General features: G+C 71.9%; 10 protein-coding genes. 5 read left to right on the top strand and 5 right to left on the bottom strand.

Annotated features, from left to right (window positions below; all coding sequences use genetic code 11):
* Positions 1-66: 66 nt before the first annotated feature.
* The 3 genes from AC3WXD_RS28480 to AC3WXD_RS28470 all read right to left on the bottom strand — a co-directional run bounded on the left by AC3WXD_RS28480 (position 67) and on the right by AC3WXD_RS28470 (position 7,986).
* A complete protein-coding gene (locus AC3WXD_RS28480) occupies positions 67-4,224 on the bottom strand; it encodes a tetratricopeptide repeat protein (RefSeq protein WP_492325148.1) in 4,158 nt (1,385 codons plus the stop codon).
* Positions 4,187-7,072, bottom strand: a complete 2,886-nt coding sequence (locus tag AC3WXD_RS28475; protein WP_492325147.1) for a bifunctional glycoside hydrolase/polysaccharide deacetylase family protein — start codon at positions 7,070-7,072, stop codon at positions 4,187-4,189. Before AC3WXD_RS28475 ends, AC3WXD_RS28480 begins: the two co-directional genes overlap by 38 nt.
* Positions 7,073-7,779: 707 nt before the next feature.
* Positions 7,780-7,986 (bottom strand): hypothetical protein, encoded by a 207-nt coding sequence (locus AC3WXD_RS28470; RefSeq protein ID WP_020204687.1) that lies wholly within the window; start codon positions 7,984-7,986, stop codon positions 7,780-7,782.
* Positions 7,987-8,000: 14 nt separating this feature from the next.
* Here AC3WXD_RS28470 and AC3WXD_RS28465 point away from each other — a divergent pair, with 14 nt between their 5' ends.
* The 3 genes from AC3WXD_RS28465 to AC3WXD_RS28455 all read left to right on the top strand — a co-directional run bounded on the left by AC3WXD_RS28465 (position 8,001) and on the right by AC3WXD_RS28455 (position 10,621).
* Positions 8,001-9,242 (top strand): GGDEF domain-containing protein, encoded by a 1,242-nt coding sequence (locus tag AC3WXD_RS28465; protein ID WP_492325146.1) that lies wholly within the window; start codon positions 8,001-8,003, stop codon positions 9,240-9,242.
* A gap of 134 nt (positions 9,243-9,376) precedes the next feature.
* On the top strand, positions 9,377-10,294 hold the full coding sequence (cysK, locus tag AC3WXD_RS28460; protein WP_020204689.1) for a cysteine synthase A: 918 nt from the start codon (positions 9,377-9,379) through the stop codon (positions 10,292-10,294).
* A 126-nt stretch (positions 10,295-10,420) separates the two neighbouring features.
* A complete protein-coding gene (locus tag AC3WXD_RS28455; RefSeq protein ID WP_020204690.1) occupies positions 10,421-10,621 on the top strand; it encodes a hypothetical protein in 201 nt (66 codons plus the stop codon).
* A 23-nt stretch (positions 10,622-10,644) separates the two neighbouring features.
* Here AC3WXD_RS28455 and AC3WXD_RS28450 read toward each other — a convergent pair whose 3' ends face one another.
* A complete protein-coding gene (locus AC3WXD_RS28450; RefSeq protein WP_492325145.1) occupies positions 10,645-12,372 on the bottom strand; it encodes a hypothetical protein in 1,728 nt (575 codons plus the stop codon).
* Between the two features lie 582 nt (positions 12,373-12,954).
* Between AC3WXD_RS28450 and AC3WXD_RS28445 the strand changes: the two genes are divergently transcribed.
* The gene (locus AC3WXD_RS28445) at positions 12,955-13,188 is read left to right on the top strand and encodes a hypothetical protein (RefSeq protein ID WP_492325144.1); all 234 of its coding nucleotides are present in this window, start codon (positions 12,955-12,957) and stop codon (positions 13,186-13,188) included.
* 217 nt (positions 13,189-13,405) lie between these two features.
* Positions 13,406-14,245: a hypothetical protein gene (locus AC3WXD_RS28440; protein WP_492325143.1), complete on the top strand. Its 840-nt coding sequence runs from the start codon at positions 13,406-13,408 to the stop codon at positions 14,243-14,245.
* A 155-nt stretch (positions 14,246-14,400) separates the two neighbouring features.
* Here the strand turns inward: AC3WXD_RS28440 and AC3WXD_RS28435 are convergent, their stop codons facing one another.
* On the bottom strand, positions 14,401-14,928 hold the full coding sequence (locus AC3WXD_RS28435) for a metal-dependent hydrolase (RefSeq protein ID WP_020204695.1): 528 nt from the start codon (positions 14,926-14,928) through the stop codon (positions 14,401-14,403).
* Between the last annotated feature and the right edge of the window lie 65 nt (positions 14,929-14,993).

Raw genomic sequence — 14,993 nt, 5'->3', positions numbered from 1 at the left:
ACGCTTCTCCCCTTCTCGATTGAATCCGATTTCATGCGATGGACCGGCACGCCGTGCCGGGCCGGATCAAAAAAGCCATTTGTAACGCACCCCCACTTCGGTCAGCGGCGTGCCGCCGTTGCGCGCGGCGGTTTCGTGCTGCAAGTACATGGACAGGTGATCGTTGCCGAGGACCGTGCCCGCGATGCCCAGTTGCGCGCGGAAGTTCTGCCCCGCGCGGGTGTCGTGCAGCAGGCCGAGCTCGGCGAACGGCCGCCACTTGTGCGTGTAGTCGTCGAGCAGCTCGGTGCCGAAGCCGAAGGTCACGCCGGCCTGCGTGAAGCCTTGCGGCATGTAGAACGCCGGCGTGGCTTCGTCGTCGGTGGGCACCAGCGTGGCCAGCTTGCCACTAAGCGTGCCGCTGCGCGTGTTGTAGCGGGCATGGGTGCCCACCAGCCGCACGGTGTAGTCGGGGTAGGCGGTGCGGATGCGGTAGCCGAGCTCGAAGTCGTACACCATGCCGTTGCCCAGCGACGAGCCGTCCTGGCCGCGGAAGCGGTTGTACTCGACGCGCGCGCCGGCGAACTCGCGCAGGCTGAAGTTCCAGGTCGCGCCCAGGCCGAGCACGTCCTTGGCGCCGCCCACGCGCAGCGCGGCCGATTCGTCGGCGCTCTGGTTCAGGCCCGCCTCGGTGGTGAAGCTCAGGCGGCTGTCCTCGCGCCACTCGCCGGTGAAGCGCGCGGTGGTCATGCTGTCGAGGCCGTCGCGGCGCCCCACCGCGAGGCGCCAGCGCTTGTGCTGGTCGCGGTAGCCCAGCGACAGCTCGCCGCGCTGGTCCGAGCCCGGCACGCCGGTGAGCTGGGTCTGGTCGGTGCTGTGCTGGCTGCGCCAGACGCCGCGCAGGTTGAGGTCGTAGCCGTCCCACAGGCGCACGCCGCCGGCCAGGCTGTAGTTGAAATAGGCCAGCGGGCTCTGGCGCTGGTAGGTCACGCGCGGCTCGATGGCCTGCGCGTTGAACAGCAGCGACTCCTGCACCGTTTCCTGCAGGCTGTCGTCGGTACGGGCGACGTCCTGCGTCTCGAAGGCCTGCGTCTGCGCCGCGCCGAGGCGGTCGAGCTGCATGTTGGCCTCGATCTGGTTGTCCACCGGCACGCGGCCGGCCTGGCGCTCCAGCACGCGGTCGAGCGCGTTCAGGTCGCCGCCGGCCAGCGCCAGCGTGACCTCGGCGTAGGCCGGGCGCAGCAACTGGCGCGCGTACTGGCGCGCCAGCCAGGCACGCGCGAGCGCGTTGGATTCGTTCGACAGCGCCCACGCCAGCGCCACTTCCCTGGCGGCGGCGGAGACCACCGCCTGCTGGCGCGCCTCGCGCTGCGCCATGTCCTGCGGCAGCTTGAGCGCCAGCGGCGGCAGGCCCGGGATCTCGCCCAGGCGCGACTTCGGCGCGACCGGGCCGGTCCAGTCGGCGGCGCGGCTGCCGGCCATCACGGTGCGGTCGGCGCGCAGCATCTCCATCACCAGCCGCCGCGAGACGTCGCCCGAGGCGAAGATCTGGCCCAGCGCCACGGTCTGGCGCTGCAGCTCGGCCGGGGCCGGGCCGCCTTGCTCGTCTTCTTCCTCGGCGGCCGGGCCGAACGCGCGCGGGTCGGAGGCGCGGCGGCCTTCCGGGGTCTTGTCGCTGTGCAGGTCGATCCAGGCCTGGCGGCGCAGGCGCCAGCCGGTGTCGGTCTGGCCGATGGCGTCGTAGGCGTCGGCGGCCAGACCCAGCCAGAGCGGGTCGGCGCTCTTGCCGCTGGCCATCTTGCGCAGGTAGTGCAGCGAGCCGCGGCCGTCCTGGAAGCGCATGCTGCCGGCGGCGAAGGCGCCCCACAGGTCGGGGTTGCCTTCGGCCTCGCCCTGCAGGCGCTGCATCATGGCGCGCACCTCGGTGTCGGAGCCCAGGTCCACCAGCGACCACATCAGCGCGGCCAGCGTCTCGCTGCCGGCGTCGGGCAGCGCGGCGGCGCGGCGCAGGTCGGCCAGCGCCCGCTCGCGCTCGCCGCGCGCGCGCAGGTACTCGGCGCGCATGGCGAGGAAGCGGCTGGCCTGCTCGGCCTGCCGCAGCTGCGCCGGCGTCATCGCCTGCAGCAGGCTGGCGACGCGGCCGTAGGCGCGCGCGCGGGTGTAGTAGTTGATGGCGAGCTCGAGCGACTCGAGCTTGCCGCCCTTGCGCCAGCCGGCTTCGGCGATGCGCCCGGCATCGATGGGCGAGCTGTCGTAGAAGTCGATCAGGTTGGAGAAGTCCGATTCCTCGGTGTCGCGCACCTCGGCCAGGCAGTCGTTGCGCCCGGCGCCGGGCGGCATCTTCAGGCAGTGGTCGTCGTGCGTCTCGGCCATCGCCAGCATCAGTTGCCGGTAGCCTTGCTCGAGCAGGTCGTCGCGCTGGTTCAGGCGCGCCAGCTCGGTCAGCGTGCGCCAGAACTCGATGTCGGCCGGGCCGGCTTTCTTCATCGACGGCACCATCGCCTGCAGCGCCTCGCGCAGCGCGCCGCGCACGTAGAGCAGGTTGGCCTGCTTGAGCGCGTATTGCGGGCGCGGGCCGAAGCGCGTCTGCAGCGCCGTGTACAGCTCGAAGGCGCGCGCGTCCTTGCCGGCGCGCTCGGCCAGCTCGGCCTGGCGCTCCATCGCCGGGCGCGCGTTGGGGCCCTGGCTGAGGCCCTGCAGGAACGCCATCGCGTCCTCGGGCTCGCCGAGCCGCTCGTAGGTGGCGACCACCTCGTCGATGGTGGCGAGGTCGCCGTTGCCGGCGCGGTGGCGCAGCGCGGCCAGGTAGGCGCGGTCGTCGTTGAGGGCCGGCGCCAGGCGCAGCACCGCCTTCCACGCGGCCTCGTCGTTGCTGGCCTGGGCGTATTCGAGCCAACTCTGCAGCGCGACCGCGGGCTGGCGGTTCCATTCGGCCACCTGGGCCAGGCGCTCGCGCCAGCGCGCGGAGCCCGGCAGGCGCTTGACCGCGGTCTCGGCCACGCGCTGGGCGTCGTTCAGCTTGCCGGCGGACAGGAACACCTGGAACGCGAGTTCGTAGTCGTCCGCGTTGAAGGCGCGGTCGGCCGCGGCGGGATCGGTGGCGGCGGCAGCGGCGGGCGCGGCGGCGGGCGCCGATGCCGCGGCGGCGCCCGGCGTATCGGCCACGCGGCGCAGATGCGGCATGCCGTCCTCGCCCATCGCGCGGCGCAGCGCCAGCCCGCGCGGGCCGTCGAGGAACACCACGCCCTGCGCGGCCCACGGCTGCGTGGCGGCGATGCGCCGCACTTCGGCGCGCCGGAGCTCGGCGCGCGGCGCGGCCGGCAGGCCCTGCACGCTGGGCGGCTGGCGCAGCAGGCGCTCGACATAGCGCGCGGCCTGCTCGGGCCGGTTGGCGGCCAGCGCCAGCCGGGTCAGGTAGCGCAGGACCTCGGCGTTGTCGAGCAGCTTGCCGCCGCGCTGCTCGGCCTGGGCCAGCGCCTGGTCCAGCAGGTTGCCGGACTGCAGCGTCTTGAGGCCGGCCAGGAACAGCCGGCGCTGCTCGGCCGGGTCGGTGGCGCGCGCCTGCGCGCTGAACAGCGCTTCGGCGGCCTGCTGGTAGTCGCCGCCAGCCAGCGCGGCCGAGGCGGCCTGCGCGTTCCACAGCTCGGCGCGGGCCGGGTCGCTCTTGGCCAGCGCGCGGTAGAACGCCTGCGCCGGCTTGAGCGCGTTGACCGCGCGCGCGGTGGTGGCAAGGTCTTCGAGGTCGCCGCGCGACCACGGCATCGGCACGGCCTGGTCGAGCAGGCCGGCGAGGCGGTCCACGTACAGCTTGCGCTCGGGCGTGTCCGGCTGCGCGGCGAACGCGCGCTGCTGCATGATCTCGATGCGGGTGCGCAGCACCTGGCCGGGCAGGTCGGCGTCGGCGGGGTTGCGCACCGGGCCCTGGCGCGCCGCGTTGTAGCGCGCCTCGAGGCGGCCGAGCATGCTTTCGGCCTCGTCCAGGCGGCCGGTGCGCGCGTACTGCTCGGCCAGCACGGCCATGAAGCCGCTGTCGTCGGGCGAGGCGCGCCACCAGGCTTCCAGGTAGGCCATGCTCAGCCCGTCGACCGCGCGGCCTTCGCCGAGCAGGCGCTCGCGCAGGGTCTCGCGCGGGAACATCAGCGCCAGGCCGATCCCCACCATCGCGGTGAAGGTCAGCACGAACGCAGGCGGCAGCAGCCGCTCGCGCTCAGGCCGCGCAGGTGATTTCGACACTTTGCTTGGCATTGTTCGGATCGGGAACGGGAGTGGTATCGATACGCAGCGTGCCGCGCTCGCGCACGCCCTGTACCGCCTTGCCATCGATGGCGACCCGGCAGCGCTCGGCGCCGGCGAGACGGAAGAAGGGCTTGGTGTAGCCGCTGAACTCGAAGCGGATGTGCTGCGCGCCGTCCTGGACGCCGCGCTGCCAGCCGCGCACGAAGCCGCTGGCCTCGACGATCTGCGGCACCGCCGGCGCCTGGGCCGCGCCGTCGCGCATCACGATGCGCGAGTCGCCATCGGCCAGGTGCACGTAGACGCCGCCGCCGGGCGCCGGCGAGGTGCCGGTCACGTTCAGCGAGGCGGCCACGTCGGGCACGCCGGCGCCGGTCCAGCGCACGTTGCGCAGGTTGCCGTCGCCGCGCACGATCCAGGCGCCGGGCTGGCCGCCGCTGTCGCCGCCGACCTCGCGCGCCACCGCCATGCCTTGCCAGTCGATCACCTTGCGCACGTAGTCGCTGGCGTGCACCGGCATCAGCGGCTGGCTCAGCACGTAGTCGTAGACCTTGTGCAGCGCCTTGAGCGAGGCGGCCTTGGTGCCGGAATAGTTGTGGTAGTAGATGTTGACCGACTTGAAGCGGTACGGCCGGTCGGTCAGCTCGTAGGTCTCGATCACGCGCTCGAAGCCGTAGAACGGGCCGTGCCACAGATTGGTGTAGATGTTCTCGTTCTGGTTGGGCGCGAACACCTGGAAGGTGCCGTCGCCCTTGTTCACGCCGAGCGGCGAGATCGCGGTCCAGGTCGGGTTGCTGCGCGTGATGAGCGTGTCGCCGCCGTTCATGTTGAGCACGCCGGCCTGGTCGGCCAGCTTGATGGCTTCGGCCGGCGCCTGGCAGTCGCCCGACCACAGCAGCATGCTGACCGGCTTGTTGGCGGGCGCCAGCGTGCGGTTGATGTAGTCGATCGAGCCGCCGATCTCGCGCCGCAGGTCCATCTGGTAGCCGGGAATGGCGAGGTGGTAGTCGTCGTCGCCTTCGGTCGGGTTCTGCGCGTGCGTGCCGTTGGGCACGGTGCGGCCCCAGTCGAACGGGTGCGAGAAGGTGTGGCTGGCCACCTCCACGTAGGGCTGCGCGAAGACCTTGCGCGCGATCGGCTCGAGCTGCGCGGTCAGCTTGGGGTACATGCCGTCGCTGGAGACCTCGCCCTGGATGATGGACATCGTCATCGGCAGGCGGTAGTGGTCCCAGATCTCGCGGAACAGCACCTCGCCGGAGAAGCCGCCGCCGGGGATCTCGGCGCGCGAGGCGAAGCCGTCGCCGTCGACGTGGATGGTCAGCAGGCGGCGCCCGTTCTCGGTGGTCACGTCCGGCACCGGCATGGACGGCAGGCGCAGCGCGGCGCGCAGGAAGTCCAGCGGCTGCACCACCCAGCGGTCCTGGTCGTTGACGCTCTGGCGCACCGCGTACGGGCCCATCACGTAGCCGCCCCAGGGCGTGATCGCGGCCGCGTCGTAGGTCAGCGTGCCCGAGCGCAGGCGCAGCAGCGAGCGGAAGCCCGGGCCGGTGCCCACCTGCACGGGGGCGGCCCGGGTGCGGTCCGGCGCCACCGGCATCTCGAAGCCCATCATCGGGTCCTTCGACACGATCTCGGCGGTCTTGCCGATCTTGCCCTTGACCGCCTCGAGCTGCAGCGACGACGCCAGCGAGCCGCCGATGCGCGCGCCGAAATCGTTCAGGAACGCCACCGGGATGCCCTGGCCGATGTTGCGCTGGACCCAGCTGAACAGGCGGCCCGGCTCGGCGCGCACGTTGCCGTCCATCCACACCACCACGCCGGCGTAGCGGTCCGGGCCGATCTCCGGCAGCGGCTCGCTGGCCTCGGCGAAGTCGACGCGGTAGCCGAGGTAGTTCAGCGGCATGGAAACGAAGCGCACGCCGGCGGAATCGTCGATCGACACGCCGGGCTCGCGGTCCTGCACCACCAGCACGCGGCGCGGCATGACCTCGATGCTGCCGATGCCGACCGTCTGCAGGCCGGGATCGGCCACGTAGGGAACGATGTCCTGCGCGCGGATGCGCGCCGCGGTGTCGCGCGCGCACTGGCGCTCGGCCGGCGGGCAGTAGTCGATCGAGATCACCGGCAGGCGGTACTGCTCGCGGATGGTGCGGGCCTGGCCGAGCAGCCACGCGCGGTCGGCGTCGCTGACTTCGGTGTAGCGCTTGTTGCCCTGGTCCCAGCCGCGGTACAGCGATTCGAACGCGACCGCGTAGGCGAGCTGGTTGACCTGCGGCAGGATCTCGAAGCCGCGGTTGAAGATCAGCCGGGCGTCCGGGTAGCGCGCCTTGATGGCGCGGATCACGGCGACCATGCCGGCTTCCTGCCGCGCGCGCTCGGCGTCGGTCTTGGCCACCAGCTGGTAGGAATCGAGCGTGTCGAGGAAGAAGCCGCGATAGCCGCGCTCCCACAGCGGCGCGATCACCTTGTCGACGTAGAAGGCGGGCCAGCCCGGCGCGGCCTGGTCGACCACGCGGGCGCCCCAGGCATCGTTGTTGCCGGTCAGCCAGGCCTTGGGCATGTCCTTGAGGTAGGGGCGCGACGGCTCGACCTCGCCCACGCTGACGTAGGCGAACCAGGCGGTCTTCGGCGTGGCGGCGCGGCGCGGATCGAAGCCGCTGTCGGGCTCGACCACGGCGATGTCGAATGCCTGCAAGGCATCCACGGGAGGCTTGCTGCCGTAGTGGAAGGCGATGTTGGGCGGACGCACGCCGGCCGGTGCGGGCGCCTGCGCCTGCGCCGGGCAGCACCAAGCGGCAAGCAGCGCCAGCAATGAGGCCAGCAGCGGCGCCAGCAACGCACCCAGCCTGACCCTGGTCATGATCGTATCCCGGCGGCCTCTTCGCACGGCCGGCACACGACGCAGGACGCCGTCCAATCGCAACAATTTCACTTGTTGGCCCCTTTTTTTTTGGCTTTTTTATTCCCGTCCTGGAGCCGCTCGCCTCGTCTGCTCTGAGCGCCGCGCTGCGGCGCCGGAAAGGCGATGCGTTCCAGGCATGGCTTGCTTACGTCTACTGCGCCCGCGCTGTCCGGCGTCGGCCGGTCAGTCCCTTTCGCGGTCATACCGAAGTGCAGATTTAAGCACTACGGTCGCAAATTCTGAGGCATGCCGATGGTCATGCCTATAAGCATTTCGGACTAGGGATTTCGCACGATGGGCGAATGCAGTCCCTTGTCACATCCGGCGACGATTCCGTGCGCGCGGCTGCAATCCGTTGATGGAACAGGGCATGCCGGCATCCGGCGCCTGTCTCCCGAGGTCGGCGATAGCGACTTTCGCATCACCGTGCCGTGTCGATACTTTCTGCATTTTTGTTGTTTTTGGGCAGCGACAACCATAGCACAGAGCCGTTCCGCCGAACGTCGGAATGGACGATAAACGACAGATGAAATACGACCCGCGAAATGGGCGGCACCCGGGAAAACCTCCACCCAGGCCGCGCCGGCAGCATCGGGAAAGGAATGGTAAGTCACCCGTTTCAAACCCAATGTCAACAATTGTCATACCTTGTTACGACATAGCTCTTACAGGTCGGCACTGTGTAGAATTTTCTCAAACAAGAAAACGACTTCATGGCGGCCCATCGCGGCCATATCGCACCGGACCCGCTCCGGCCACGCGCCGCCACTCTCGGGAATATCCCTGGCCAGGTCACGGCGCGGACGAGCCGCGCGCGGACACGCATGGCCATCTTCGAAGGCAAACTCCGGCGCATCGCCGATGCGCCGCATTCCGTGGGAATCTCATGCCGTCTGATGAGAGCGCTGCCGTCATGGCGCTGCTGGTCCTGTTTACCGCCGTGCAATGCATCCTGGCAGCGCTGATGCTGGCCCTGCGCCGCAGCGCCGCGGGCCGTGCCTGGGGCGTGGGCCTGGCGCTGGCCTGCGCCGCCGGCCTGCTGGTGGCCGACGGGCCCGGCGAGCCGGCCTGGCCCCTGCTGCTGGCGCCGGCATTGGGGCTGGCCGCCCAGTTGCTGATCCACCGCGGCATCGTGATGGCCGACGGCCGCCGCGCGGCCACGCCGGGCGCCGCGGGCGCCGCCGCGGCCGCCATGCTGGCGGTGCTGGGCGCCGCCGCGCTGGGCGAAGGCAGCCGCCCGGCCGCGGCCGCGGGCTACGCGGCGGCGGCCGTCTGCGCCGCCTTCACGCTGGCCTGGCTGCTGCCGCGGCCGCAGGCGCCGGGCCGCCGCGCGCGCCCGCTGGTGCTGGCCGCCTGCGCGCTGCAGTGCCTGGCGCAGTGCTGCGGGCTCTACGCGGTGTGGGGCGTGAGCGCCGCCGTGGCCGCCAGCCATGCCGAAGCGCTGCTGCTACTGCGCCTGCTGCCGTCGTTCGTGGCGATCCTCGCGGGCCTGGCCGCCTTCACCGTGATGACGATGGAAGCCATACTCGCCGCGCAGGAACGGCAGGCCCGGCTCGACGCGCTCACCGGCCTGCTCAACCGCGACGCCGTCGACGGCGCGGCCCGGGTGCTGGCGGCCGAGTACGCGCGCCACGGCCACCCGCTGAGCTGCCTGGTGATCGACGTCGACCGCTTCAAGCGCATCAACGACAGCAGCGGGCACCGCGCCGGCGATCTCATCCTGCGACAGATCGCCGCAGTGGTGGAGGGCGAGCACCGCGCCACCGACGTGGCCGGGCGCTACGGCGGCGAGGAATTCTGCGTACTGTGCCCGCATACCGCCGAGGCCGACGCGCTCCTGCTGGCCAACCGCATCCTGCGCGGCATCCGCGCCATCGCGCTGCCGCCGGAGATGGGCGGCTTCGCCAGCGCCAGCATCGGCGTCGCCGAGATGCGCGGCGGCGCGGGTGGCGGCCCGGGCGGCGGCGCGGCGGCCTGGGACCGCCTGTTCGGCAGCGCCGACCGCGCCCTGTACGAGGCCAAGCGGCGCGGCCGCGGCCGCGTGGTAAGCGCGTCCTCGCTGGAGGCCCGGGCGCCGGGCGCGGGGCGCGAGCTGCGCCTGCCGGCGTGCGCCGAAGCCTGTCATTGAGCGGGGTCAGGCGAAGCCGCCGGCGCCGCGCGGAAATCGTGATGCCGGCGCGGTGGCCGGCTAGAATCCTCCCGTGCATGCATGGGCGGGCCCGCGCGCAGGTCCGCATCGAAACCATCCCTGGAGATCTCTGAATGAAGGCCGACAACATCCTGCAGACCATTGGCAACACGCCGCACATCCGCATCCAGCGCCTGTTCGGCACGACGCACCAGGTCTGGATCAAGTCCGAGCGCGCCAACCCCGGCGGGTCGATCAAGGACCGCATCGCGCTCTCGATGGTGGAGGCGGCCGAGCGGTCCGGCGTGCTCAAGCCCGGCGGCACCATCATCGAGCCGACCTCCGGCAATACCGGCATCGGGCTGGCGATGGTGGCCGCGGTCAAGGGCTACAAGCTGGTGCTGGTGATGCCCGACAGCATGTCGGTGGAGCGCCGCCGCCTGATGCTGGCCTACGGCGCCACCTTCGACCTGACGCCGCGCGAAAAGGGCATGAAGGGCGCGATCGCCCGCGCCGAGGAACTGGTGGCGGCCACGCCGGGCGCCTGGATGCCGCAGCAGTTCGAGAATCCGGCCAACGTCGAGATCCACGAGACCACCACCGCGCAGGAAATCCTCGCCGATTTCCCGCAGGGCATCGACGCGCTGATCACCGGCGTGGGCACCGGCGGCCACATCACCGGCTGCGCGCGCGTGCTCAAGCAGAAATGGCCGCAACTGAAGGTCTTCGCGGTGGAACCGGTGGCTTCGCCGGTGATCTCCGGCGGCGCGCCCGCGCCGCACCCGATCCAGGGCATCGGCGCCGGCTTCATCCCGCGCAACCTCGACACCACGCTGCTCGACGGCGTGATCCAGGTCGACGCCGAGCCGGCGCGCGAGATGGCGCGCCGCGCCGCGCGCGAAGAAGGCATGCTGGTGGGGATTTCCTCGGGCGCCACGCTGGCCGCCATCGCGCAGAAGCTGCCCGACCTGCCGGCCGGCGCCACCGTGCTCGGCTTCAACTACGACACCGGCGAGCGCTACCTGACGGTGGAAGGTTTCCTGCCGGCCTGAGCGGAATCATGCGCGCGCGGCGCGCGGTGAACCATACTAAAAGGGACCCGGCCTTGCGCCGACCACCATGACAAGCGGCCTGTCCGCGGCCCGCCGGCCGCGGACAGGCCGGAACAAGGAGCAGAGATGACCATTCCCAGTTATGAAGTCGCCCGGCTCGCATCGCTCGCGGTGCGCCTGGCCCTGTCCTCGGGGCTGACGCACGAAGAGATGCAGGCCGCGCTCAGCCTCGCGGCCACGATGATCGAGCAGGACGAAGACGCCACCCCCGGCGGCGGCACGGCGGCCAAGGCCGCCCACACCAAAGTGACGCGCACGATTCACTGACGCCGCGTGGCGCGCCCTGTCCCTTACGCCAGCGCGCCCGCCCAGTAGAGTTCCGCCGCCGCCAGCACCGCACGCATCTGCGTGGTGTGAGCCAGGCGGAAGGCATCGTCGTAGACGGTCTGGTCCGGAAACTCCGTGACCAGCATGAACGGCACCGTGGAGCGGTGATCCTCCACGATCATGCACGGAATGCCGTTGATCACCGGGAACGGCACCGCGCCCGCATGCGCGCCCCAGGTGGCAAGCTGCCGCGCGTTGAACGCGGCCAGTTCCGGCGAGGCGGCCAGCGCCGCCGTCAGCGCCTGCATGAACGCCAGCGCCTTGTCCTCGACCCCGCCGTGATGGCGCAGGATCAGGAAAAATCCCTTGGGAATGGTCCAGGTCTCGAAGCCCGGCGGCACGTAGCCGGTGAGCGGGCGCGTCCACTCGTGGGCGGGATAGCCGTGCAGGCTCATGTGCAGCCCGGCGCCGGTGCGCTCGGCCGCCTCCAGCCGCGCCGCCTTTTCGCCGAACGGCGCCGCGGTGCGCGCCTCGAGGTCGTCGCCCAGCGCGGTGTAGCGCGCGGCATGCGACATGTGGCGCGGATTGTCCTCGCGCAGCCGCGCGTGCAGCGCCGCGCCGTCCGGGTTCTCCAGCGCGATCACGGCGAAGTTGGCCTGCGGGCGCTGCCGCAGCGCGTGCGCCGCGCGCAGCGCGCCGACCACGCCGGAACTCTCGTTGGCATGCTGGCCGCCGGAGATCACCAGCCCGGGCAGCGCGCCTTCGATATGCGTGCCGTGGACCACGCGCCCTTGCGTGGACATCGCGCTGAAGCGCGTGCCGCCGAGCGCCGCCATTTCGGTGGCGGCCTCCTCGGGCGTGAGCGGGCGCGCCAGCGCGGCCAGCGCCGCCGCGGACAGCGGCGCGGCGCCGGCGGCGGCCGGCCGCGGGTGCGGCAGCACCTCCACGCGCACGTGCGTGGCGCCCTCGCTGGCGCCCGCATGCACGTCCGGCACGATCTGGCCCGGCTGCAGGGTGCGGTCCCCGCGCGGCAGGCCGGCGCGGTCCTGGAAATATTCCAGCACGGAAAAATACAGGTCCTCGTGCAGCGCCTCGCGCGTGCTGATGCATTCGTCCTGGTAGGCCAGCCGGCGCTCGATGCCGCCGGTGCCGATGGCGATGCGCAGCACGTCGAAATACGGCGCGCGCTCGCCCCAGCCGTGCGCGCGGATCGCGTCCATCGCCGCGGCGAAGGCCAGTTCGTATTCGGTGGCCAGCGGCCCGTCCTCGACCAGCGCCTCGCCCTGCCACAGGCGCAGCCATCCGCACGGCGCGCCCGAGGCCGCGAGCGGCACGAACACGCGGCGGGCCTCGCCGCCGGCTTCGACCACGTAGTGCGCGTCGGCGTCGCCATCGGCCAGGCGCAGGGCGCCCTCGGGCAGCAGGCCGGCCAGCGGATAAGCCTCCAGGCGGAAGCGCTGCGCCTCCTTGTCCGTGGCGGCCGCGGGCAGGCGCACCGTCACGCCGTGGGCGGCGCGCTGCGCCACATCCACCTCACCGGGAAAATCGTCGAGGAAGAAATGCACCAGCGGCTTGTACGCGCTGCGGATCTCCGCCCGCACGCCGGCGGCGGCCAGCCGCCGCTCGGCCGCGCGGCGCGCGTCGGCATCCTCGAACACCCACGCCTGGGCGCGCGCGCCGGGCATGGCCGCGAGGCGTTCGACCAGGGTATCGAGGGTGCGGGCAAAGGTGGCGTCGAGCAGGGTCGTCATGGCGTGGCCGGAGCGTAAGCGGATGGATGCGGAATGCGGCGTGCCGGCGGCGCCAGGCCGGCGGCACGAGCGGCCATTATAGGGAAGGCGACCGGAACACGCCGGGCGGCGCCAGGCAGCGCCGGCGCGCCCGGCGGCGCCCGCGGCCGTGCACATTTCCTTACAACCCGGACACACAGCGGCGCTGCGCGGTGGCTAAGCTGCACCGTTGTGCAAGCGCCGTCTTGCCTGTCTGAAGGAAGTCGCATGAATGACACCCGAGCACAGCCGCCGTCATGGCGCCCGGCAGCGCTGCCCGCGCGCCGCCGCGCCGCCCCTGCCGCACCGCGCGCAGCCCTTGCGGCGGCGGGATGGCTGCTGATGGCCTGCTCCAGCCTGCTCGCGCGATGACGGCCCGCGCCGGCGGCCATGCGGCCCGCGCCCCGCGCGCGCGCCCGGCCGGGGCGGATCCGGCCCGCGCGGCCGTCCATTTCGTAACCGGGTATTTCAGCCGTCCCGCCGGGATCCGCGCCGCGCGCGCCACGCGCCCGCGCCCGCACACCTGACCAACGCCGGCCCGTTCGCGCCAGGCAAGGAGAAACCATGTACGACCACGCCACCGCACTCGAGCGCCCGGGCGCCGCCTCCCATGCGGGCCACGCCGCCCATGCCGCCACCGAGGTGATGATGTCCGATATCGGCCCGCTCAAGCTGTGCCGCAACTGCGGCGAATACTGGCCCGCCGACGGCGAGTTCTTCTCGCGCGACGGGCGCCGCCGCGGCGGCCTCGAGCATGTCTGCAAGGCCTGCCGCAAGGAGCAGCGCGTGGCGCGCTGACGCGGCGCGGCCACCGGCCGCGCGGGCGCGCCGCGTCCATCCGCCATCGGGATGGCACCCGCGCGCGCTTGGTTCGCTGCCCCACATACCCGCCGGCCCCCCGCGCCGGAAACGGCACCGCCGCCTTTGCCTGGCGCGCGCACGCGACTTACCATGCAGGAACACGCCCGGCGACAGGGCGAAGACAGAGAGAAATCTGCGGTAAGGCGGGGACACTTTGGCGAACTATCTGGAAGAGTACTGCTCGCGCATCCGGCGCGGGTCGGCGGCGTCCGTGATCGACAAGCCGGTACTGGTTGATCGCGATCGCTTTTATGTCATGCGCTACGTGCCGTTCGAGCACACGCACGCGGACGCGCGGCTGGCGCTGGTGAGCACCACGCCCGGCCACACCCACGTGCAGCTCGCCGCGGAACTGACCGAGCGCCTGCTGCAGCGGCACGCGCCCGGGCGCGCCATCCAGCGCGAGAACAAGCGCCAGGTGGAGCTGGGCGGGCGGCTGGTGCGGCCCAACCTGATCCGCATGCTGGACCATTTCGGCATCCCGCAGCTGGTGGGCCTGCCGAACGCGGCTTCGCTGTGGAGCGACGGCTTCGCGCGGCTGCAGCCGCTGGCCCTGCTGCCCTACGCCACCACGCGGCGCGGCCTGGCCTACGACGGCGACCTCGAAGAACTGATGGCGGTGCCGATGCTGCGCAACGTGTTCGAGGCGCTGTTCCTCGAGCGGCTCGCCCAGGCCGGCGGCGAAGTCCTGTACGTGGCGCTGGGCCGCACCGCGTGGGCCGCGCTGGGCCATGCCGTCGACACCGGCCTGCTGCAGCGGCGCCAGTTGCTCGGCATGCTGCCGGTGCCCGCGCGCGCCGGCAGCATGGTCAAGTATTTCCTGCGGCAGGTCGGCGCCGAAGCGCTCTCGCCGCGCGACCCGGTGCGCCACCGCACCGCCTGGCTCGACGCCGCGCACGCCGAGATGACCCTCGGCGTGCGGCGCCAGCGGCAACGCCAGAGCGCCAACGAACCCGGCCCGGAAAGCGCGCCGCTGAGCTGCCTGGAAGCCTGAGGCGCGCATCGGCGCGACGCATATGCACGGAAAGTCACCCCACATCGGAGGGGTGAATGTGGCACTTTTGCCGGCCGTTAGTCATCCCTGAGGGAATTGCCTCCCTCGTATTCCCGATCGGCGGCCCCTCGTGGCCGCCTCTTTTTTTGCCGTGCTCACGCGCGCAGATGCCACGCGCGCAGGTAATGCAGCAGGTCCAGGCCGTGCGCGCCGTGGAACCACACATGGCGCGACAACGTGAGCGCGCCCGCCCACGACGCCGCCACCACCAGCGCGTCGCAGCGCCCGCTCTTCCACCAGTTCAGCGAATGCCGCCCGCAGATCCACGGCACGCCGAGCGGATTGGGCCAGTCCGCCAGCAGATGCATGAGCCCGCCGCAGGCAAAGCCGAACGCCGGCGCGGCCAGCGCGTGGCTGCCCAGCGCGCGGTGCGACAGCACCAGCAGCGCGAGCCAGGCCACGCCCCAGTGCGTCCAGGTCCGATGGGCGATCCACAGGCGGCGCGAGCGCGACCACCACGCCACCTCCAGCCAGTCCGGCGCGCCGCCGCCGGCCACGCCCGCGGCAAAGGCCAGCGCGGCGCCGAATGAATAGGGGCCGCCCGCGCCGGCGCTGGCGACGATCGCCGCGGCGATCAGTCCGGCCGCCCATCCGGTGGCGTGGTGTGCTTTGCTGGAAGCCATTGCGAGGGCGCCTTGCCGGGCCATGAAAACGAGGGGCCGCAATGGTGGCAGATCGGCGCGCGGTT

The organism is Cupriavidus sp. FW216-B1 (genome assembly GCF_058789195.1).
Note: the sequence above shows the minus strand (reverse complement) of the source record. Positions and strands in the feature narration are given on the sequence as shown.

What these genes read in the sequence shown, in the direction of transcription:
- AC3WXD_RS28475 (WP_492325147.1), bottom strand. Translation starts at nt 7,072, where the DNA reads ATGACCAGGGTCAGGCTGGGTGCGTTGCTGGCGCCGCTGCTGGCCTCA.
- cysK (WP_020204689.1), top strand. Translation starts at nt 9,377, where the DNA reads ATGAAGGCCGACAACATCCTGCAGACCATTGGCAACACGCCGCACATC.
- AC3WXD_RS28470 (WP_020204687.1), bottom strand. Translation starts at nt 7,986, where the DNA reads ATGCGGCGCATCGGCGATGCGCCGGAGTTTGCCTTCGAAGATGGCCAT.
- AC3WXD_RS28455 (WP_020204690.1), top strand. Translation starts at nt 10,421, where the DNA reads ATGACCATTCCCAGTTATGAAGTCGCCCGGCTCGCATCGCTCGCGGTG.
- AC3WXD_RS28435 (WP_020204695.1), bottom strand. Translation starts at nt 14,928, where the DNA reads ATGGCTTCCAGCAAAGCACACCACGCCACCGGATGGGCGGCCGGACTG.
- AC3WXD_RS28480 (WP_492325148.1), bottom strand. Translation starts at nt 4,224, where the DNA reads ATGCCAAGCAAAGTGTCGAAATCACCTGCGCGGCCTGAGCGCGAGCGG.
- AC3WXD_RS28450 (WP_492325145.1), bottom strand. Translation starts at nt 12,372, where the DNA reads ATGACGACCCTGCTCGACGCCACCTTTGCCCGCACCCTCGATACCCTG.
- AC3WXD_RS28465 (WP_492325146.1), top strand. Translation starts at nt 8,001, where the DNA reads ATGCCGTCTGATGAGAGCGCTGCCGTCATGGCGCTGCTGGTCCTGTTT.
- AC3WXD_RS28445 (WP_492325144.1), top strand. Translation starts at nt 12,955, where the DNA reads ATGTACGACCACGCCACCGCACTCGAGCGCCCGGGCGCCGCCTCCCAT.